The sequence below is a fragment of the Sphingomonas sp. 8AM genome (assembly GCF_902506455.1).
Lineage (GTDB): Bacteria > Pseudomonadota > Alphaproteobacteria > Sphingomonadales > Sphingomonadaceae > Sphingomonas.
This window is the reverse complement of record NZ_LR733844.1, coordinates 1,977,260-1,995,603: the sequence shown is the minus strand read 5'-3', so window position 1 is coordinate 1,995,603 and position 18,344 is coordinate 1,977,260. Positions and strand designations below refer to the sequence as shown.

The 18,344-nt window shown below is 67.9% G+C and carries 19 protein-coding genes; 9 read left to right on the top strand and 10 right to left on the bottom strand.

Annotation, left to right across the window (positions count from 1 at the left end):
- Positions 1 to 14: 14 nt before the first annotated feature.
- Positions 15 to 1,082, bottom strand: coding sequence for an SDR family NAD(P)-dependent oxidoreductase (locus BACI71_RS09380; RefSeq protein WP_159758022.1), 1,068 nt, complete (start codon positions 1,080 to 1,082; stop codon positions 15 to 17).
- Positions 1,079 to 2,191 (bottom strand): NAD-dependent epimerase/dehydratase family protein, encoded by a 1,113-nt coding sequence (locus BACI71_RS09375; protein WP_159758019.1) that lies wholly within the window; start codon positions 2,189 to 2,191, stop codon positions 1,079 to 1,081. Before BACI71_RS09375 ends, BACI71_RS09380 begins: the two co-directional genes overlap by 4 nt.
- 164 nt (positions 2,192 to 2,355) lie before the next feature.
- Here BACI71_RS09375 and BACI71_RS09370 point away from each other — a divergent pair, with 164 nt between their 5' ends.
- Positions 2,356 to 2,937 carry a histidine phosphatase family protein gene (locus BACI71_RS09370; RefSeq protein WP_159758016.1) on the top strand — a complete coding sequence of 194 codons (582 nt, stop codon included), beginning with the start codon at positions 2,356 to 2,358 and terminating at the stop codon, positions 2,935 to 2,937.
- A gap of 169 nt (positions 2,938 to 3,106) precedes the next feature.
- Here the strand turns inward: BACI71_RS09370 and BACI71_RS09365 are convergent, their stop codons facing one another.
- On the bottom strand, positions 3,107 to 3,505 hold the full coding sequence (locus BACI71_RS09365; protein WP_028965154.1) for a DUF6165 family protein: 399 nt from the start codon (positions 3,503 to 3,505) through the stop codon (positions 3,107 to 3,109).
- Positions 3,462 to 4,373, bottom strand: coding sequence for a glycosyltransferase family 9 protein (locus BACI71_RS09360; protein ID WP_159758013.1), 912 nt, complete (start codon positions 4,371 to 4,373; stop codon positions 3,462 to 3,464). The genes BACI71_RS09365 and BACI71_RS09360 overlap by 44 nt, the downstream gene beginning before the upstream one ends.
- Positions 4,374 to 4,492: 119 nt before the next feature.
- Between BACI71_RS09360 and BACI71_RS09355 the strand changes: the two genes are divergently transcribed.
- Together BACI71_RS09355 and BACI71_RS09350 are read left to right on the top strand one after the other, a co-directional pair.
- On the top strand, positions 4,493 to 5,281 hold the full coding sequence (locus BACI71_RS09355; RefSeq protein ID WP_159758010.1) for a TIGR04290 family methyltransferase: 789 nt from the start codon (positions 4,493 to 4,495) through the stop codon (positions 5,279 to 5,281).
- A complete protein-coding gene (locus BACI71_RS09350; RefSeq protein WP_159758007.1) occupies positions 5,278 to 6,195 on the top strand; it encodes a glycosyl hydrolase in 918 nt (305 codons plus the stop codon). The genes BACI71_RS09355 and BACI71_RS09350 overlap by 4 nt, the downstream gene beginning before the upstream one ends.
- Here the strand turns inward: BACI71_RS09350 and BACI71_RS09345 are convergent.
- Entirely contained in the window at positions 6,170 to 6,679 is a 510-nt protein-coding gene (locus BACI71_RS09345) for a DUF1003 domain-containing protein (RefSeq protein ID WP_159758004.1), read from the bottom strand. The genes BACI71_RS09350 and BACI71_RS09345 overlap by 26 nt on opposite strands.
- A 38-nt stretch (positions 6,680 to 6,717) precedes the next feature.
- Between BACI71_RS09345 and BACI71_RS09340 the strand changes: the two genes are divergently transcribed.
- Positions 6,718 to 7,674, top strand: coding sequence for an MDR/zinc-dependent alcohol dehydrogenase-like family protein (locus tag BACI71_RS09340; protein ID WP_159758001.1), 957 nt, complete (start codon positions 6,718 to 6,720; stop codon positions 7,672 to 7,674).
- A gap of 272 nt (positions 7,675 to 7,946) precedes the next feature.
- Positions 7,947 to 8,966, top strand: a complete 1,020-nt coding sequence (locus tag BACI71_RS09335; RefSeq protein WP_159757998.1) for a Gfo/Idh/MocA family protein — start codon at positions 7,947 to 7,949, stop codon at positions 8,964 to 8,966.
- 135 nt (positions 8,967 to 9,101) lie between these two features.
- Here the strand turns inward: BACI71_RS09335 and BACI71_RS09330 are convergent, their stop codons facing one another.
- Together BACI71_RS09330 and BACI71_RS09325 are read right to left on the bottom strand one after the other, a co-directional pair.
- Positions 9,102 to 10,550, bottom strand: a complete 1,449-nt coding sequence (locus BACI71_RS09330; protein WP_159757995.1) for a methyl-accepting chemotaxis protein — start codon at positions 10,548 to 10,550, stop codon at positions 9,102 to 9,104.
- 207 nt (positions 10,551 to 10,757) lie between these two features.
- The gene (locus BACI71_RS09325; protein WP_159757992.1) at positions 10,758 to 11,240 is read right to left on the bottom strand and encodes an Lrp/AsnC family transcriptional regulator; all 483 of its coding nucleotides are present in this window, start codon (positions 11,238 to 11,240) and stop codon (positions 10,758 to 10,760) included.
- A 110-nt stretch (positions 11,241 to 11,350) separates the two neighbouring features.
- On the opposite strand from BACI71_RS09325, the gene ald reads away from it, so the two are divergent.
- Entirely contained in the window at positions 11,351 to 12,439 is a 1,089-nt protein-coding gene (gene ald / locus BACI71_RS09320; RefSeq protein ID WP_159757989.1) for an alanine dehydrogenase, read from the top strand.
- A 124-nt stretch (positions 12,440 to 12,563) separates the two neighbouring features.
- On the opposite strand, the gene BACI71_RS09315 is transcribed toward ald, so the two are convergent.
- On the bottom strand, positions 12,564 to 12,944 hold the full coding sequence (locus BACI71_RS09315; RefSeq protein ID WP_201297340.1) for a hypothetical protein: 381 nt from the start codon (positions 12,942 to 12,944) through the stop codon (positions 12,564 to 12,566).
- 249 nt (positions 12,945 to 13,193) lie between these two features.
- On the opposite strand from BACI71_RS09315, the gene BACI71_RS09310 reads away from it, so the two are divergent.
- Together BACI71_RS09310 and BACI71_RS09305 are read left to right on the top strand one after the other, a co-directional pair.
- Positions 13,194 to 13,826, top strand: a complete 633-nt coding sequence (locus BACI71_RS09310; protein WP_236552920.1) for a class I SAM-dependent methyltransferase — start codon at positions 13,194 to 13,196, stop codon at positions 13,824 to 13,826.
- On the top strand, positions 13,823 to 14,470 hold the full coding sequence (locus tag BACI71_RS09305) for a hypothetical protein (RefSeq protein WP_236552919.1): 648 nt from the start codon (positions 13,823 to 13,825) through the stop codon (positions 14,468 to 14,470). Before BACI71_RS09310 ends, BACI71_RS09305 begins: the two co-directional genes overlap by 4 nt.
- Before the next feature lie 231 nt (positions 14,471 to 14,701).
- On the opposite strand, the gene BACI71_RS09300 is transcribed toward BACI71_RS09305, so the two are convergent.
- Positions 14,702 to 16,360, bottom strand: a complete 1,659-nt coding sequence (locus tag BACI71_RS09300; protein WP_159757983.1) for an aminotransferase class III-fold pyridoxal phosphate-dependent enzyme — start codon at positions 16,358 to 16,360, stop codon at positions 14,702 to 14,704.
- Between the two features lie 38 nt (positions 16,361 to 16,398).
- Here BACI71_RS09300 and asd point away from each other — a divergent pair, with 38 nt between their 5' ends.
- On the top strand, positions 16,399 to 17,253 hold the full coding sequence (gene asd / locus BACI71_RS09295; RefSeq protein WP_236552918.1) for an archaetidylserine decarboxylase: 855 nt from the start codon (positions 16,399 to 16,401) through the stop codon (positions 17,251 to 17,253).
- A gap of 107 nt (positions 17,254 to 17,360) precedes the next feature.
- On the opposite strand, the gene BACI71_RS09290 is transcribed toward asd, so the two are convergent.
- On the bottom strand, positions 17,361 to 18,344 hold a 984-nt coding region (locus BACI71_RS09290; RefSeq protein WP_159757977.1), incomplete at its 5' end, for an ATP-binding protein.

The following is an 18,344-nucleotide window of genomic DNA, read 5'->3' as shown; positions in this document are numbered from 1 at the left end:
CAACAGCCGTCCTGTCACGCAGCGACCTCGATCGGGGTTGCGTCAGCGGTCGTGAGGGCGGCGGCATGTTCGCGCTGCAACCAGTCGGCGAGCGCGCCGACGCCCTCGCGCCAGTCGCGGCGTTCGGGCAACGCGAGCGTCGCTGCGGCAGCGCGCGCATCGGCGACGAAATAGCGCTGATCGCCGGCGCGCCAGCCGGAATAGCGGACATCGACCGGGCGGCCGGTGAGCGTCGCGATATGCGCGAGCAACTGGCGCAGGCTGACGGCATTGTCGGGGCCGCCGCCGAGATTGAAGGCGCGCCCGGCGACATCGTCGATCCGCCGCCACGCGGCGAGATAGGCGTTCACCGCATCGCGGACGTCGAGCACGTCGCGGACCTGATGCCCGTCGCCATACAAGGTGATCGGCTCGCCATTCAGCGCGCGGATCAGGAAATGTGCGACCCAGCCCTGATCCTCGGTGCCCATCTGGCGCTGGCCGTAGATGCAGCTCATTCGAAAGACGCAGGTCTTGAGCCCGAAGCTGCGTGCGTAATCGAGGACGTACTGGTCGGCGGCACCCTTCGACACGCCGTAAGGCGTGTGGAAGTCGAGCGGGCGCGCCTCGCCGATGCCGTGCGCGCGGACGTGCGGGTCGACGGGGTGATAGGCCTCGTTTTCCAGCACGAAGTCGAGGTCTGCGAGATCGCCGTACACTTTGTTCGTCGAGGCAAAGATCAGCGGCACTTCGGGTGCGCGGGTGCGGATTGCCTCCAGCAACTGGAAGGTGGCGGTGATGTTGGTGGTGAAATCGTCGGCGGGGTCGTCGAGGCTGGTGGTCACCGCCACCTGTGCGGCGAAGTGAAACACCGCCGATGCGCCCGCGACCTCGTCGGCGAGCCGCGCGGCGTCGCGGATGTCGGCGTGGACGAAGCGGATGCGCGTGCCGTGGCGCTGGCGCAGCCATGCGAGATTGCGCTCCACCCCGGCGCGGGCGAGCGCGTCGTAGATCACCACGTCATGCCCCTCACTCGCAAGCCGGTCGACGAGGTTGGAGCCGATGAACCCGGCGCCGCCGGTAACCAGCACCGGCCCGCTCATGCGACCAGCCCGCGGCGCTCGAGCTCGGCGCGCATCGTCGCGACCTTGTCCTCGGCGGTCTGTTCCGCGACCCATTCGGCGAGTTCGGCAAGGCCGGCGGTGAAGTCCTGCGTCGCGCGGAAGTCGAGCCGTTCCTGCGCGAGCGTGGTGTCGCAGAAGCAGTGGCGGATGTCGCCGATCCGCGCCTTGCCGACGATCTCCGGCGTCAGGTCGTTCTTGCCCATCGCCTTGGCGAGTTCGGTCGCGACTTCGGTGACCGAACGGTCGTGACCCGAGCCGATGTTGAACGTGCCGCCGACCGCCTGCGGAAGGAACAAGGCATCGGCGAAGCCACGCGCCACGTCGCTGACATGGACGAAGTCGCGGCGCTGCTCGCCGTCCTCGAAGATCATCGGCTTCTGGCCGTTGAGGAGACGCGACGCGAAGATTGCGAGCACGCCGGTATAGGGGTTGGAGAGCGCCTGGCCCGGGCCGTAGACATTGAACAGCCGCAGGCACACGCCTTCGATCCCATAGGGCGCGGCCATGATGTGCGTGGTGCGCTCCTGCACATATTTGTTGAGCGCGTAGATCGAGGCGAGGTTGGGCTGCTTCCACTCCGGCGTCGCGACGGGCGTCAGCGGACGACCCTGTGCATCGACCGGCTCCCAGTTGGTCAGCCCGTCGCGCAGCCCCTTGCGCTCGGCGTCCTGCACCAGATTGCCGTCGGCATCGCGGTACAGCCCCTCGCCATAGATCGACATCGAGGAGGCGGTGACGACGCGGCGGACCGGCTTGTCGATCAGCTTCTCGAAGAGCACGGCGGTGCCGACGTCGTTGGTGGAGGTGTAGCGTTCGACCTCGTACATCGACTGGCCGACGCCGACCTCGGCAGCGAGGTGGATGACGCTGTCGACGCCGTCGAGCGCCTTGCTGACGACATCGCCGTTGCGGATGTCGCCGCGGATCAGCTCGACCGCGTCGTTGAGGAGCGGCGGGCGCTCGCAATCGCCGTGGACTTGCTCGATCAGGCTGTCCAGTACCCGCACCTCATGGCCGCGTGCCAGCAGTTCATCGGCTACGAAACGACCGATGAAGCCGGCCCCGCCGGTGATGAGAATGGTTTCCACGAATGTTCCTCCGCCCCGCACTTGATCTCCATCAATGACACGCACGTTCATTGCTGGTTGATTGCGTCAGTAAGAACATCTTCTACTTAGCTTGGTTCCTGAAATTATTGCGCCAGCGTAATTTTCATGGACAGCGCTTCTGAACTGACGCAGATCAATCCGGAATGGCGAGAAGTATTTTGCTTGCCCGGCACGGGCATCACCAAGAAGTCGGCCGCGTTCTGAGCGGTCGTTCCAATATCTCCCTGAACCAGCAGGGACAGGCGGAGGCTGCCGCGCTTGCACGACTGGTGGCGGCGCGCGGGGTGAGGCGGATCGTAACGAGCCCGCGTGCACGGACCCGCGAAACGGCAGCGGTGGTCGCGGCGGCGTTGCAACTGCCGGTGATGGCGGACGCGGCGCTGGATGAAATCGACTTCGGTGATTTTACCGGACGGTCGTTCGCGGCGCTCGACGGCGATCCCGACTGGCAGCGCTGGAATGCCGAGCGCGGGACCGCGCGTTGTCCGGGCGGTGAGACGATGGCGGAGGCGGTGGCGCGCGCGGTCACGTTCGTCGCCGCGTGCGGGGAGGGTGTGACGTTATGTGTGTCGCATTGCGATGTGATCCGCGGGGTGGTGGCGCATTATCTCGGATTGCCGCTGGAGCGGATCTTCTCGCTGGGGTGCGATCCGGGGTCGGTGACGACGCTTTCGCTGGAGGGCGAGGGGGCGATGGTGGTGGCGGTGAATGAGCGTTGTATGTGACACATTGTCGTTGTGACCGGCGCGTCGTCGGGATGGACTTCACAGACATAGGCCCCTGCCTGCGCAGGGGCGACGGTTCTTCTTGTCGCCCCTGCGCAGGCAGGGGCCCATGTCTATCTAATCTAGCGGTGTTGTCGCCCCGAACACGCCGCGGCTGTGTCAAAAAAACTCAATTCACCGCCGCATAACTCTTCTCTTCGATCAGGTCCGATTCCAGCGCGACGTTGATGGCGCGCTTCAGTGCCGCGCGTTCGTCGTTCTTGACGTACACTGCGCGCGCCAGCCGGATGAACTCGCCGCCGAAGCTGCGTGCGGCTTCCTCGCGGCGGATCGCGTCCTCGATCTCCCACAGATCCTCGTTGACGGACTTCAGTCGCGCGTAGAGCGGCGCGACTTCGTCCTGCCCGAGCACCCCTGCGCCGATCCGCGACAACAGCGAATGTTCGCGCGCGACATTGGCGCGGGCGTCGGCACGGTCGATGCGGTGCTGCTTGATTTCGAGGATCGTGATCTTGTCGAGCAACTCACCCCAGGACACGGGCACGGACGGGCTGGGGAGGCTGGCCATGGTCTTCTCCTTGGATCATGTCGAGATCGCGCGCGATCGTGGCGAGCGGCGTCTGCCAGTCGCCCGCGGTCGGCTGTGCGTAGAGGCGGGTGTGCGGGTACCAGGCGCTGTCGCGGCGCGCGGGGTCCCAGCGCCAGTCGGGCGCGGCCTTGAGCAGCAGCCACGTCGGGCGCCCGAGCGCGCCAGCGAGATGCGCGATCATCGTGTCGACGGTGATGACCAGCGCGCAGCCCGCGACCAGCGCGGCGGTCGCGGCGAGGTCGAACGGGCAGCCTTCGGGGTTGATGACCGGTAGCGTGGTCGGCGCGCTCACCAGCGACAGGCAGCGGTGCCGCGCCGCGATCGGTTCGAGCAGCGCGGGGGGCACCCAGCGGTCGGCATCCCAGTCGCCGGCCTGCCAGCAGAGCCCGACCGTGTCGTGGGGGAGCGGGGCGGGGGTGGTGTGGAGATAGGGAACGGGTACGTCGCGAGGGGCACAGCGTAGCGCGAATGCCAGTTCGGTGATCTCGATGTCGCAGCCGGACGGCGGCAGCGGGTGTGCATCGTCGAACGCAGCCAGCGCGATGCCGGGGAAGCGCAGCAACGGGTGAAGTCGCGCGGGTGCCTCGACCGCCACCGACCGCGCGCGTCGTGCCAGCACTGGGAGAAACCGCGCGAATTGCAGCGTGTCGCCGAGCCCGTGATAGCAGCGCACCAGCACGTCGCGATCGTCGACCGCGCTTCCGTCCCAGACCCAGCGCTGGTGATAGGGGAGCGTCGGATCGTCGCATGTCGCCGGATCGCGCGCGGCGAGCACCGCGCGCTCGATCGCCCAGGCGTCCTCGTAGCGCTCCTCGCGCATCGCCCGGGTCCAGCCGTGATCGCTCATGCCGCCGCAAACGCGGCGCACCCCGGCGGCGGTTCCGCATTATAATATTGAGCGAGATCAGTAGGCGGAACGGGGCCTCGCAAGGATAGTTGATGCTGTCGATGGGTGACGGGGGATTGATGACCGAAGATTTGCGTGCGCGGGTCGCCGAGCTGGCCCCGTGGTTCCACAACATTCATCTGCCCGGCGGTGTGCAGACCGCGCCCGATCATTTTCTGCTCGATTATCCCGGCAACAAGTTCGCCGAATTCGGCGTCTGCCTGCCCGAGGATCTGACCGGCAAGACGGTGCTGGATGTCGGGTGCAACGCCGGCTTCTATTCGGTCGAGATGAAGCGTCGCGGCGCGGCGCGGGTGGTGGGGATCGATTCCGATGACCGCTATCTGGCGCAGGCGCGGCTGGCGAGCGAGGCTTTGGGGTTCGCCGGCAGCGTCGAGTTCCGTAACCTGTCGGTCTATGACGTCGCGCAGCTCGGCGAACGGTTCGATCTCGTGATCTTCATGGGGGTGCTGTATCACCTTCGGCATCCGCTGCTCGCGCTCGACCTGATCCGCGAGCATGTCGCCGGCGACCTGATGCTGTTCCAGACGATGCAGCAGGGGTCGAAGGACGACGCGCAGGTACCGGAGGATCACCCCTTCTACGTGCCCGGCACCTGGACCCCGCCCGAATATTTCGACGATCGCGACTATCCGAAGCTGCACTTCATCGAGCGCAAGTTCGCGGGCGACTGGACCAATTGGTGGGCGCCGAACCGCGCCTGCTCGGAAGCGATGCTGCGCGCGGCGGGCTTTACCGTGACGGCGCATCCGCAGGACGATGTCTATCTCTGCCGCATCAGCGACGTGCCCTTTGCCGAGCACGGGCCGGCGGCGGTCTATCCATCCACGGGGGGAGTGCGCGCGTGATCGAAGCCGCGATGATCTGGAACGAGCCGAACAACAAGTCGCATTGGGACCCGGAGGTCGACCCCGACTGGTCGCTGTTCGCCGATACCGTCAAGCGCGCCGGGACTTCGATCGCGGCGGTCAATCCGGCGGTGACGCGCGTGCTGGGGGGCATGTCGCCAATCGACCCGTTGTGGGTGAAGCGGCTGGAGGCACACGGCTGCCTCGACGCGGTCGACGTGCTGGCGGTGCACGGCTTTCCGCTCGACTGGAACCTGTGGTCGATCCACGACTGGCCCGCGAAGATCGCCGAGATCGAGGCGGTCACCGACAAGCCGGTGTGGGTCACCGAGGTCGGCGTCGGCTCGTTCGGCGCGGAGGAGGTGCAGGTGTTCGGGGTCGAGAAGACCGCCGAGCTGCTGATCGGGCGCGTGCCGCGCGTCTATTGGTATTCGCTGTTCGACCTGCCGCAGGAATGGGGCGCGACCACCCGCCATCGCGAGGCGGAGGGATCGAGCTATTACCGCCACTTCTACATGGGGCTGATCCGCGAGGACGGCACGCCCAAGCCGTCGCTCGACAGCTATGCCAGGGTCGCGTCGGAGATGGGGCTGATGCAATGGTTCCACTTCGAGGACCCGCGGCTCGACGACGCGGTCACGTGGATGAAGCGGCTGGGGACGAAGAAGCTGCGCACCGGGTTGAGCTGGGCCGACAGCTTCCGTCCCAATGCGACCGACTGGTTCGACCGGCAGATGGAAGCGCTCGCCGAGTTCGATACGACGGTGACGTTCTGCTTCACCCCCGAGCATCTCGGCATCCAGCCGCATCACACCAGCGCGGCGCGCGATCCGCAGGCCTTCGCGGATTTTTGCGCGTGGATGATCGACCGCTACGCGCCTGCGGCGGTCACGAGCCGGACGGCGACGGCATAACGCGGTCGAGCGTGTCGAGCACGTCTTCGGCGCGGACGTCGCGTTCGATCTCGGCGATGTCGTCGGGCGGTTCGACCCCGACCCGCTCGGCGATCTGGCGGACGACCGCGGTGAGCCGCGACAGTTCGTGCTCGGCGAGCAGGTTGATGTGGAGGTCGAGGTCGGCGCGCGCCTGTGCCTGCGCGGCCATGCGGTTCTGGCTGATGAGGACGAAGGTGGAAAGGAAGATCGCCTCCACCGACGCGATCATCGCCAGCACGACGAAGGTCGGGTCGAACTTGGGCGACAAATACAGGTTCCATACGATCCAGCCGCCAAAGTACGTCAGGTGGAGCGCGACGAAGGTCATCGACCCGGTGAAGCCGGTGATCCGGGCGGCCAGCCGGTCCGACCAGGGAGCATCGGCCTCGACGCGGCGCTGGCGCTCGGCAAGGCGGTGGATGTTGTCGGCGAGCGCGCCGTTCAGATCACGCGGTTCATTCATGGGAAGTCCAACGATTGTCGCACGATAATGGAAGCATGATGCCGGCGGCGGTGCTGGTGGCGCCCGGGCGGTTCGAGGTGCGCGACGCGCCGGTGCCGCAACCGGGCGCGGGCGAGGTGCGCGTGCGGCTGGAGGGCTGCGGCGTCTGCGCGTCGAACGTCGAGCCGTGGGAGGGACAACCGTGGTCGACCTATCCCAGTGAGACCGGCGGGATGGGGCATGAGGGCTGGGGCGTCGTCGATGCGCTGGGCGCGGGCGTCGACGACGTTGCGATCGGCGAGCGGGTGACGATGCTGTCGGGGCATAGCTTCGCGCCGTATGACGTGGCTTCGGTCGATCAACTGGTGCGGCTGCCAGCCGCGCTCGACGGGCAGGCGTTTCCGGGCGAGCCGCTGGCGTGCGCGATGAACATCTTCCGCCGCGCCGACGTGCTGCCTGGGCAGACGGTGGCGATCGTCGGGATCGGCTTTCTCGGCGCCGTACTGACGAAGCTGGCGAGCGACGCCGGGGCGCGGGTGATCGCGATCTCACGGCGTGAGGAGTCGCTGGCGCTGGCGCGCGCGAACGGTGCGGCCGAGACGATCGCGATGGACGATCACTGGGCGATCATCGAGCGGGTCAAGCAGCTGACCGGTGAGGCGTTGTGCGAACGCGTGATCGAGGCGGTCGGCAAGCAATGGCCGCTCGACCTCGCCTCGGCGATCGTCGGGTTCGGCGGGCGGCTGATGGTGGCGGGCTATCATCAGGACGGGCCGCGGCAGGTGAACATGCAGGACTGGAACTGGAAGGGCATCGACGTGATCAACGCGCATGAACGCGATCCGCGGGTGAATTTGCGCGGGCTCAACGAGGCGGTGGCAGCGGTGGCCGGGGGGCGCGTCGATCTGGCGGCGCTGCTGACGCATCGCTTTACGTTGGCGGAACTGAACGAGGCGGTTGCCGCGACGCGCGACAAGCCTGCCGGGTTCGTGAAGGCGGTGGTGACGTTCGGGTGACCACCGTCGTTCCCGCGCAGGCGAGACCGCTGCAAATGGCTCCTTCTTGTACCCCGGCGAAGGCCGGGGCCCAGTTGGGGCATGTTTGTAACTAACGGAAATACCTTCCCGACTTGACCCCGGCCTCTGCCGGGGAACGGCCGACAAAGGGCATGATCCCGCACTTTCGCAGAGGCCTCGCGAAGGCGGGACTCCGGAACCTCTGCGGCATTGAAAGACCCGCGACGTTGGCGTGTCTGGATTCCCGCCTGCGCGGGAATGACGGAAAGTAGATGAAGGACGATCTTTTCATGAGTCACGCCAAACCCCGTATCGGCTTCCTCGGCACCGGCTGGATCGGGCGGCACCGAATGGGCGCAATGGTCGGCAGCGGCGCGGTCGAGGCGGTCGCGATCAGCGATCCGTCGGTGGAGATGGCGGCGGCGGCGGTGCAGGACGCACCCGGCGCGCAGGTCTGCGCGTCACTGGAGGAGATGCTGGCGCTCGGGCTCGACGGGGTGGTGATCGCCAGCCCGAGCGCGCTCCATGCCGCGCAGTCGATCGTGGCGCTGGACGCCGGGGTGGCGGTGTTCTGCCAGAAGCCGCTCGGGCGCGATGCCGCCGAGAATGCGGCGGTGGTTGCGGCGGCACGGCGCGCCGACCGGTTGCTCGGGGTCGATCTGTCCTATCGCCACACCGCGGGAATGCGCGCGATCGCGCCGCTGGTGCGGAGCGGTGCGCTGGGAAAGCTGTTCGCGATCGATCTGACGTTCCACAATGCCTATGGCCCGGACAAGCCGTGGTTCTACGACCGCGCGCAGTCCGGCGGCGGGTGCGTCATGGATCTTGGCATCCACCTTGCCGACCTCGCCTTGTGGCTCAATCCGGGGGCGACGGCCGAGCGGGTCGGTGCTGCGCTCTACGCTGGCGGGGCGCCGGTCGCGGCGGACGCGGTCGAGGATTATGCGGCGGCGACGGTGCGGCTGGATAACGGCGTCGTCGTACGACTGGCCTGTTCGTGGCGGCTCCACGCCGGGCAGGATGCGGTGATCGAGGCGGCGTTCTATGGCACCGAGGGCGGCGCGGCGCTGCGCAACGTCGCGGGCTCGTTCTACGATTTCACCGCCGAGCATTTCCGCGGCACCGCGCGCGAGACGCTGGCGGTGCCGCCCGACGACTGGGGCGGGCGCGCCGCAGTCGACTGGGCGGAACGGCTGGCGGCTGGCGCACGGTTCGACGCGGCGGCGGAAGACCATGTCGCGACCGCGCGGGTGCTCGACGCGATCTATGCGGCGGGGCAGGATACGCACTAACGGTCATCCCGTCCCGACATCGCGGCCGTTGCCTTGATGCCGGGTACAGCGTCACTGCCGCGCGCTGCGACGAGGCGGAGCCGCGGGTCCGGCGCGGGACGACGGCGACTCGACGGGGCTGAGCTACCTAACGGCTTAGAAGTCTGCCCATTCCTCGTCCGCCACCGCCAGCGCGGTCCCGCGCGTGCCGGTAACCGGGCGCCGGGCGGAGCGGGCAAGGTCGCGTCCGGCCTGCGCGGCGCGCGCCTGAAGGTCGTGAACCGGCGAGGCGGGTGGACTGGCGACCGCGACCACCGGTCGTGTCACGGTCGTCCCCGTGCGGAAGCGCGCGACCTCACTCGTCAGGCGATCGGCCTCTTCGGCGAGGCTGCGTGCGGCCGCGGTCGCTTCCTCGACCATCGCGGCATTCTGCTGGGTCACGCCGTCCATTTCGGTAACGGCGGTGTTGACCTGCTGCAGGCCGGTCGCCTGCTGTTCGGCCGATTGCGCGATCGCGGAGACGAGCGTGCTGATCTCGCCGATCCGGGCGATGATGCGTTCGAGCGCCTTGCCGGTGTCGCTGACCAGCGTCACCCCGGCCTCGACCTGCTCGGACGAGGCGTTGATCTTGGTCTTGACGTCCTTGGCGGCGTCTGCCGAGCGCTGCGCCAGCGCGCGCACCTCGCTGGCGACGACCGCGAAGCCCTTGCCTGCATCGCCGGCCCGCGCCGCCTCGACCCCGGCGTTGAGCGCCAGAAGGTTGGTCTGAAATGCGATCCCGTCGATGACGCTGATGATCTCGCTGATCTCGGCCGAGGAGCGCTCGATCCCGCCCATCGCGTCGACCGCGCGCCGCACGACGTCGCCCGAGCTTTCCGCCTCGCTGCGCGCCTCGACGACGGCGTCATTGGCGCGGCGCGCGCCCGCAGCGGTCTCGCGCACGGTGGTGGTGATCTCGTCCATCGCGGCCGCGGTCTCTTCGAGCGAGGCGGCCTGCTGCTCGGTGCGCTGCGACAGGTCGTCCGACGCCTGGCGGATGTCGGCCGCGCCGCTGTTGATGCCGTTGCTCGCGGTCGCCACCGCCTCGATCGTGTTCGATACCGCCGTCATCGCGCGGTTGAAGTTGATGCGGAGCGTGTCGTAATCGGCCGGAAAGGGACGCTCGATCTGGAAGGTCAGGTCGTTGTCGGCGAGATGGCCGAGCCCGGCGCCGAGCGCCTCGACCACCGCGCGCTGGGTCTGCGCCGCCGTCAGCACCGCCTTGCCGTTGCGACGAAACACCTCCATCGCCTTGGTCATCCGCCCGACGCAGTCGCGATGGTCGGTGAAGGCGATCGCGGTGTCGAGGTCGTCGGCGGCGAGCGCTTCCATGCGGACGACGGTGGCGACATACGGGTCGCAGATCAGCGTGCGTGACACGACCGCGGTGGCGACCACCGCCGCCCATGCGAGCGTGGCGACAGTCATCGCGACGGTGCCGGACAGCAGCTCCTGCGCCGCGCCGATCGTCGCCGCCAGCGAAAGCGTCGAGAGGCTGCCGTAGAGCAGGGCGAGAATCGCAAATTTGACGCGAATCGGCGCATGTTGTTGAAACCACTTGAGCATTTCTATTCCTTCCGCACCTTGTCCCAAGCAATTCGACCAACCGAGATCAGTGATGCTGGTATTTGGCCCGACTTGTTAAATGCCGGGTTAAGATGAGTGCGATTGCCGGCCCTCGAAATAGCGACAAACTATTTCCGTTCAGGTCGGCAAAAAAGGCGCGCAAGCATGGTCCGATTTCAATCAGGATTGTTCTGAGCGGCTATGTGCTTAATCCAGCAAGGAAAGTGGCAGGCGCGGCGCCACCACCTCGCGCAGCACGAACCCGCTCTCCATCTGGGTGACCCCCGGCAGCCGCGACAGTTCGTCGCGATGAATATGTGCAAAATCGGTGAGGTCGCGCGCCTGAACCGTGACGAGATAGTCGTAGCTGCCCGACATCAGCTCGCATCGTGCCACCGAGGGGCTGGCGGCGATCGCGGTTTCGAATGCGTCGAGGACGTCGATCCGCTGGCTCTCCAGCGTCACCTTGATGTGAACGGTCATCTGGCGGCCCAGCCGGGCGAGATCGAGCCGCGCGGTATAGCCGGTGATGATCCCCGCCTCCTCCAGCGCCCGCTGCCGCCGCGCGACCGCGGTGGCGGAGCGACCGATCGCCTCGGCGAGCGTGAAAGCGGTGGCGCGCGCATTGTCGAGCAGCAGCGCAATCAACCGGCGGTCGATTCGGTCGGGAACGTAGCTTTCCTGCGTCATGCCAGGGGTTCATGCAGGATTTCGCCGACTTGTCACGCCGCCCGTGCGCAGTTCGCCCGGTTTCGGCGTCGCAATCGCGCTATGCTGTCGCCAAACGAGGAGATGGACCCATGCGCATCGGCGTGCCCAAGGAAATCAAGAACCACGAATATCGTGTCGGCCTCACCCCGGGCGCGGTGCGCGAGTATGTCGCACATGGCCATGAGGTGATCGTGCAGACCGGCGCGGGTGCCGGGATCGCCGCCGATGACGATGCCTATCGCGCCGCCCGTGCCAGGATCGTCGACACCGCCGAGGAAGTGTTCGCGACCGCGCAGATGGTGGTGAAGGTCAAGGAGCCGCAGCCGGGCGAGTGGGTGCAGCTGCGCGAGGACCAGATCCTGTTCACCTACCTCCACCTCGCGCCCGATCCCGAGCAGGCCAAGGGCTTGCAGGCGTCGGGTGTCACCGCAGTGGCGTATGAGACGGTGGCCGATGCGCGCGGGCACCTGCCGCTGCTTGCGCCGATGAGCGAGGTCGCCGGGCGACTGTCGATCGAGGCGGCGGGCACCGCGCTGAAGGCGGTCAACGGCGGCCGCGGCGTGCTGATCGGCGGCGTCCCCGGCGTGCAGCCGGCGCGGATCGTCGTGCTGGGCGGCGGCGTGGTCGGCACGCATGCGGCGCGAATGGCGGTCGGGCTCGGCGCGGAGGTGACGATCATCGATCGCTCGATCCCGCGGCTGCGCGAGCTGGACGAGCTGTTCCAGGGCCGCGTGCGGACGCGCGTGTCGACGCTGGAGTCGATCGAGCACGAGATTTCGGAGGCCGATGCGGTGATCGGCGCGGTGCTGATCCCCGGGGCTTCGGCGCCGAAGCTGGTGATGCGCCCGATGCTAAAGCTGATGAAGCCGCGTGCGGTGCTGGTCGATGTCGCGATCGATCAGGGCGGGTGTTTCGAGACCAGCCATGCCACCACCCATGCCGAGCCGACCTATGAGGTCGATGGCGTGATCCATTATTGCGTCGCGAACATGCCGGGTGCGGTGCCGCTGACCAGCAGCCACGCGCTCAACAATGCGACGCTGCCGTACGGGCTGGCGCTGGCCGATCGTGGCTATGCCGCGGCCGAGGCGGATGCCGGGTTAATGGCGGGCGTCAACGTGCGTGGCGGCAAGATTGTCAACAAGGTGGTGGCCGAGGCGCTCGGCGTCGCGGGGTAAGTAATTTCGTCGTCCCGGACTTGATCCGGACCGCGCTTCTCACCGGCGTTGGCAGAAGAAGCGCGGCCCCGGATCAAGTCCGGGGCGACGGTGGAGGGCAGGGTGTCGGCTGCCCTCGAACCGATCACTTCGTCTTGCGTGCGCGCTTCGGGGCGGCGGCCGCTGCAGCGTCCTCCTCCTCGTCATGTTCCTCTTCGCCCGCCTCGGTCAGTGCCTCGCCGAGCGACTTCAGCTTGTCCTGCGACTTCTCGGCCTTGTCGGCGATCCTGGTGGTCGCCGCGCCGAGCCGGTGGAGCAGCGCGTGCACGCGGTCGGCGTCGGGCGCGTCCTTCTCCAGTTGCTTGCGCAGCGAGCCGAGGTCGCGCAGGATGCCTTTCGCGCCGGGCGTATCGACGTCGGCGAGCGCGGCCTCCCAGTCCTCGATCATGTCGACGCCCTTGGCGGGCTTGGTCTCGTCGAGTCCGCGATTGATCGCGTTCATCGTTCCGGCGAATTTCACGGCCATCGGCGATTTCCTTTGTGGGAGAAAAGTCCCGGGCGGCGAACGACGGGCCGCTGCACTTGGGTCCGTGATGCAGATCAAGTTAAGAGATAAAGGTTCAACTGGCGGATGTGTCATTATCATTTCGCTTCGATGACGCCGACCGTCACTCAATCGTCGTCACGCTGACACCTCGCCGTCGCACAAGGGTCCCGGTCCCAAGGCCCCGGCGGGGCTGCTCAGCGAAGGTAAGCGGCGGGAATGACAGCGACGATGACGACGGCCGGCGTGGCGCTGGCCTATGATCGGTGGGCACCGGTGTATGATCTGGTGTTCGGCCCGGTGTTTCGACAGGGCCGCGCGGCGGCGATCCGTGCCGCCGACCGGATCGGCGGGCGTATCCTGGAGGTCGGGGTCGGCACCGGCATCTCGCTGCCGCAATATGCCACCACCAGCCGCGTGACCGGCATCGATATCTCGGAGGACATGCTCGACAAGGCGCGCGCCCGCACCCGGCGGCTCAACCTGCCGAACATCGACGCGATCCGCGTCGGTGATGCCGAGGCGCTGGATTATCCGGACGAATCCTTCGATGTCGTGGTCGCGCAATATGTGGTGAGCGCGGTCGCCAACCCGCGGCGTGCGCTGGATGAATTCGCGCGCGTCTGCCGGCCGGGCGGCGAGATCATCATCACGACCCGCGTCGGCGCCGAGCAGGGGCTGCGCGGCGGGATCGAGCGCGCGCTGATGCCGATCACCGAGCGGCTCGGCTTCCGCACCGACTTCCCGTTCGCGCTCTATACCGACTGGATCGCGACGCGCAGCGACGTGTCGCTGACCGAGCGGCGCGCGATCCCGCCGTTCGGGCATTTCTCGCTGGTCCGTATCGCCAAGGAGAAGGCATGATGCCGTCGCTTCGCAAGCTCCGTTTCGAGGATGAGCAGGGCAATCCCGGGTTCCGCGCGCAACTGAAGGAGCAGCGCTGGGACGATCATCGTTATTACCACCACGATTTGATCAACCAGAGCCTGCATTTCGTCAGCGCCTGCACGTTCATCACCGCTTATGCGTTGCTGTTCGTCGACGCCGCTCTGGCGAGCCTGCTGGCGTGGGGCGTCGCGATGACCAGCCGGCAGGCGGGGCATTTCTTCTTCGAGCCGAAAGACTATGACGAAGAGAATGGCGTCACCAATGAATATAAGGAAGAAGTGAAGGTCGGCTATAACCTGATGCGCAAATATGTGCTGATGGGGCTGTGGCTGGCGATCCCGGTGGTGCTGGCGCTGTCGCCGACGTTGTTCGGTGTGCTGGAGCGGCCCGAGGGAGCGATGGACTTCCTGCGGCATGTCGGGTTCGGGTGGCTGTTCTTCGGCGTCGCGGCGATCCTGTTCCGCGTCGGGCAATTGTGGATCGAACGCGATCTGGAAACCGGGATCGTCTGGGCGACGAAGATCGTCACCGATCCGTTCAGCGACTTCCGCCTGTATCGCACCGCACCGGCGCGGTTGATCAAGCACGGGCGTAGCGACGACCATCACGCCGCGGCGTGAGGGCGGGGTCAGCGCGCGGAGTTTCTGTCTCGCGCCCTTATCGTCATTCCCGCGAAGGCGGGGATCCAGACGCGCGGTGGTCGGTGAGGATCGAGACGGTGGTTCCGATCGTCTCGATAGAGTCGTAACGACATGGCTTCTGGATTCCCGCCTTCGCGGGAATGACGGGTGGCGGCGGTTAGGGGGAGCGCGTTTCCTTGCCCGCCCCTCGACCTCCTCACCTTCGACGCTTCACCCTCCCGTGACCCGGGCCGCTAGCGACTCCCGCAACGCCTGCCGCTTCAACTGCTTGTTGCTCGCCACCGGCCCGTCCCACCAGCCGTCCGCCAGCATCGCGTGCCCGGCTGCGACGATCCGCGCGGCGATCTGCCCGAACAGCGCGTCATTGATGTCGAGGCTGAAGATCAACCGCCCGGTGCCGACCCACGACAGCGCCAGCCCCTCGGCGCGGAGGTAATATTGCAGCATCCAGTTATAGCGCGACGGGCGGGTGTAGAGGATCGTCCACACCGTTTCGAGATGCGCGACCGACAGCGGCAATCCCGCGGCCGCCATCAGCGCATTGAGCCGTACGGCTCGCGCGTTCCAGCGCGCGGTCATACCCTCGTACAGCGCAGCAACCTCGGGTGTGTCGAGCCGGCGCAGGAAGGCGTCGGTCGCGGCCATCACATAAGGGTGCGCGTTGAACGTCCCGCGCGCGAAGCAGATGTCGACCGGACGATCGTCGCGCCAGCGCTTCATCAACGCCGCGCGCCCGGTCAGCACGCCGATCGGCAGCCCGCCGCCCAGCGTCTTGCCCCAGACGATCATGTCCGGCGCGATCCCCCACGCGCGCGCGACGCTGCCCGGTGCGAGGCGGAAGCCCATGAACACCTCGTCGAAAATCAGCACGATGCCGTTCGCGCGGCACGTCTCGGCGAGGCGCCGGAGCCACGCGATATACGCGGGCAGGTCCGCCCCCGCCGCGCGTGCGCTGTCGACCAGCTGGCTGTCGGCCGGCGCGCCGCCGTTGGGGTGAAGCGCCTGCAACGGGTTGACCAGCACGCAGGCGATGTCCTTGCGAGTGGCGAGCACCGCCAGCGTCTGTTCGGACTCGTCGGCGAGCGTCAGCGTGTGGTCGGCGGGGACGGGGTTGCCGATGCCGGGCTGCACGTCGCCCCACCAGCCGTGGTACGCGCCCGCGAACCGCACCAGCCGGCGCTTGCCGGTGTGATAGCGCGCCAGCCGCACCGCCTGCATCACCGCCTCGGTGCCGGACATGTGGAACGACACCTCGTCGAGCCCGGACAAGGCGCGCAGGCGGCGGACGTTGTCGGCGACGACCGGGTGATAGCTGCCCAGCACGCCACCGAGCGGCTCGGCGGTGTCGAGCGCCTCGCGCATCGTCGCCTTGTAGAAATCGTTGCCGAGCACGTTGACGCCGTAGCTGCCGGTCAGGTCGATGAAGCGGTTGCCGTCGAGGTCGGTCAGCCACGCGCCGTCCGAGCGCGCCATGAACGCGCCGACCGGGAGATGCGCGCGCACCGTCGCCGCGAAGGGGAAGGGCACGCGGTAGCGGCCGGTGAATTGCAGGTCGGACAATCCCTGGCGCGTCTCCGCGGTCAGCGCGAGCGTCTTCGGGAAACGCTCGGCGTAGAGCGCCGTAAGCCGCTCGAACCCGGCGCGGCGGCGGGCGGCGACATCCGCGTCGCACGCATCGGCGCGGAAGAAGCGTTCCTCGACGTGAGCGTAATAAGGGATCTGTCCGGCGATCCGCTTCGCCATGCGGACGTGCCCGCCGGGGCCGGGGTGCTTGGCGCGCGACAGCGCGAGCCGCTCGCGGCCCTTGGTCGCGGCGAACAACGTGCCGGCGACGAGCCCGGCGACGGCGGCGAGGGTCTTTTTCTCCATGGCGCCACTACGCGCGCCGCGATGACGCAGGTGTGACAATGCGAACCGGACTGATGCGCGTGCTGATGCAGGAGGATCTCAATTTCTTGCTGACCAACCGGCTGCCGCGGCGCTGGGCGACGAAATTGGTCGGGCGGATCGCCGCGATCGAGCATCCGCTGGTGGCGAAGCCGGCGCTGGCGGCGTGGCGGTTGTTTTGCGACGTCGACCTGCGCGATGCCGAGACGACGCGCTTTGCCTCCCTGCGCGATGGATTCATCCGGCGGTTGCGCGATGGCGCGCGGGTGTTCGCGGGCGGCGACGATGTGGTGGCGAGTCCGTGCGACGCGATCGTCGGCGCTCATGGGCGGGTCGAGAACGGGCAACTCTATCAGGTGAAGGGGTTTCCTTATCGGCTTGACGAGCTGGTGCCCGATACGGCGCTGGCGGCCCGATTCGCGAATGGATGGTTCGTGACGTTGCGGCTGACCGCGGGAATGTATCACCGCTTCCATGCGCCCGCCGACCTGACGGTCGAGGCGGTGAGCTATCAATCGGGCGATTGCTGGAACGTCAATCCGATCGCGCTGCGCCGGGTCGAGCGCCTGTTCTGCCGCAACGAGCGGGCGGTGATCGAGGCGCGCGCGGCGGGCGGGCGTGAGCTGCTGCTGGTGCCGGTCGCGGCGGTGCTGGTGGCGAGCATCCGGCTGACCTTCCTCGATACCGAGCGGACGCTGCGCGAGCACGGACCGGGGCGGCGGGCGTGCGATGTGGCGGTGACCAAGGGCGCGGAGATGGGGTGGTTCGAGCATGGCTCGACAATCGTGATGTTCCTGCCGGCCGCAGCGTGGTTGCGCGAGGGATTGCAGGAGGGGCAGCCGATCCGCGCGGGCGAGGCGATTGCGGATTGGTGAGCGGTTCCTACCCTGCTTCGTCGCCCCGGACTTGATCCGGGGCCCCGCTTCTTACTCGCGGTCGAGGCAAGAAGAAGCGGGATCCCGGATCAAGTCCGGGATGACGGTTACGCAGCCGGCAACGTCAGCGTGACCAGCAGGCCGTGCGGAGCATTTTCCGCCAGCGTCACCGCCCCACCATATAGACTCGCCAGCTCCGCGACGATCGGCAGGCCGAAGCCGTGCCCGTCGCCGCGTTCGTCGAGCCGCGTTCCGGGTTGCAGCACCTGCGCGCGCGCGGCGGCGGGGATGCCGGGGCCGTCGTCGGCGATCGTCACCGCGACGCTGCGCCCGTCCCGGCGCGCGGCGACGGCGATCCGCGACGCAGCGTGGCGCGCGGCATTGTCGAGCAGGTTGCCGAGCAGTTCGTCGAGGTCCTGCGCGTCGACCGCGACGGCGATGTCGTCCGCGATCTCGCGGACGATCGTGAGCGGCGGACCGTCGTGGAGCCGCTCCACCACCACCGCGATGTCCGCGACCGCCGGGGCAAGCGGGGTGGCGACGCGGCGGTTGACCGCGGCGGCGCGCGCGCGGGCGAGATGGTGGCGGATCGTGCGGTCGATCCGCGCGACGGTCGCGGCGAGGTGGGGCTGATCGCGGAGGTCGATCGCCAGCGCGGCGACCGGGGTCTTGAGCGCATGGGCAAGGTTCGCGGCCGAGGCGCGCGCGGTCGCGAGCGCGGCGGCAGTGTCTGCCGTCAGCGCGTTGAGTTCGCTCGCCAATGGCGCGAGTTCCGCGGGCTGGTCTTCATCGACCCGGCCGCGCGCACCGGTACGGATCGCCGCGACCTGTTCGCGCAGCCGGTGCAGCGGCCGCAGCGCGACGCGGAGCTGGACGAGCAACGCCCCGGTGAGCAACGCCGCGACACCCGCGAGCGCCAGCAGTAGCGGCGCGAGCGCCCCTTCTATCGGGCGCGCGATCACGTCGCGCGGAGCGGCCGCGGTCAGCGTCACGTCGCCGCGGCGCGTGGTGAGCGTGATCGTGCGCGCGTGGAGTGCGCCACCATCCGCCGCCTTTGCCTCGACCGGGTGCGGGCCGGGCGGGCTCGGCGG

Excerpts from the sequence above, each read along its gene's own strand:
- BACI71_RS09380 (WP_159758022.1), bottom strand. The coding sequence starts at position 1,082 with ATGAGCGGGCCGGTGCTGGTTACCGGCGGCGCCGGGTTCATCGGCTCC.
- BACI71_RS09370 (WP_159758016.1), top strand. The coding sequence starts at position 2,356 with ATGGCGAGAAGTATTTTGCTTGCCCGGCACGGGCATCACCAAGAAGTC.
- BACI71_RS09365 (WP_028965154.1), bottom strand. The coding sequence starts at position 3,505 with ATGGCCAGCCTCCCCAGCCCGTCCGTGCCCGTGTCCTGGGGTGAGTTG.
- BACI71_RS09360 (WP_159758013.1), bottom strand. The coding sequence starts at position 4,373 with ATGAGCGATCACGGCTGGACCCGGGCGATGCGCGAGGAGCGCTACGAG.
- BACI71_RS09355 (WP_159758010.1), top strand. The coding sequence starts at position 4,493 with ATGACCGAAGATTTGCGTGCGCGGGTCGCCGAGCTGGCCCCGTGGTTC.
- BACI71_RS09345 (WP_159758004.1), bottom strand. The coding sequence starts at position 6,679 with ATGAATGAACCGCGTGATCTGAACGGCGCGCTCGCCGACAACATCCAC.
- BACI71_RS09340 (WP_159758001.1), top strand. The coding sequence starts at position 6,718 with ATGCCGGCGGCGGTGCTGGTGGCGCCCGGGCGGTTCGAGGTGCGCGAC.
- BACI71_RS09335 (WP_159757998.1), top strand. The coding sequence starts at position 7,947 with ATGAAGGACGATCTTTTCATGAGTCACGCCAAACCCCGTATCGGCTTC.
- BACI71_RS09330 (WP_159757995.1), bottom strand. The coding sequence starts at position 10,550 with ATGCTCAAGTGGTTTCAACAACATGCGCCGATTCGCGTCAAATTTGCG.
- BACI71_RS09325 (WP_159757992.1), bottom strand. The coding sequence starts at position 11,240 with ATGACGCAGGAAAGCTACGTTCCCGACCGAATCGACCGCCGGTTGATT.
- ald (WP_159757989.1), top strand. The coding sequence starts at position 11,351 with ATGCGCATCGGCGTGCCCAAGGAAATCAAGAACCACGAATATCGTGTC.
- BACI71_RS09315 (WP_201297340.1), bottom strand. The coding sequence starts at position 12,944 with ATGGCCGTGAAATTCGCCGGAACGATGAACGCGATCAATCGCGGACTC.
- BACI71_RS09310 (WP_236552920.1), top strand. The coding sequence starts at position 13,194 with ATGACGACGGCCGGCGTGGCGCTGGCCTATGATCGGTGGGCACCGGTG.
- BACI71_RS09305 (WP_236552919.1), top strand. The coding sequence starts at position 13,823 with ATGATGCCGTCGCTTCGCAAGCTCCGTTTCGAGGATGAGCAGGGCAAT.
- BACI71_RS09300 (WP_159757983.1), bottom strand. The coding sequence starts at position 16,360 with ATGGAGAAAAAGACCCTCGCCGCCGTCGCCGGGCTCGTCGCCGGCACG.
- asd (WP_236552918.1), top strand. The coding sequence starts at position 16,399 with ATGCGAACCGGACTGATGCGCGTGCTGATGCAGGAGGATCTCAATTTC.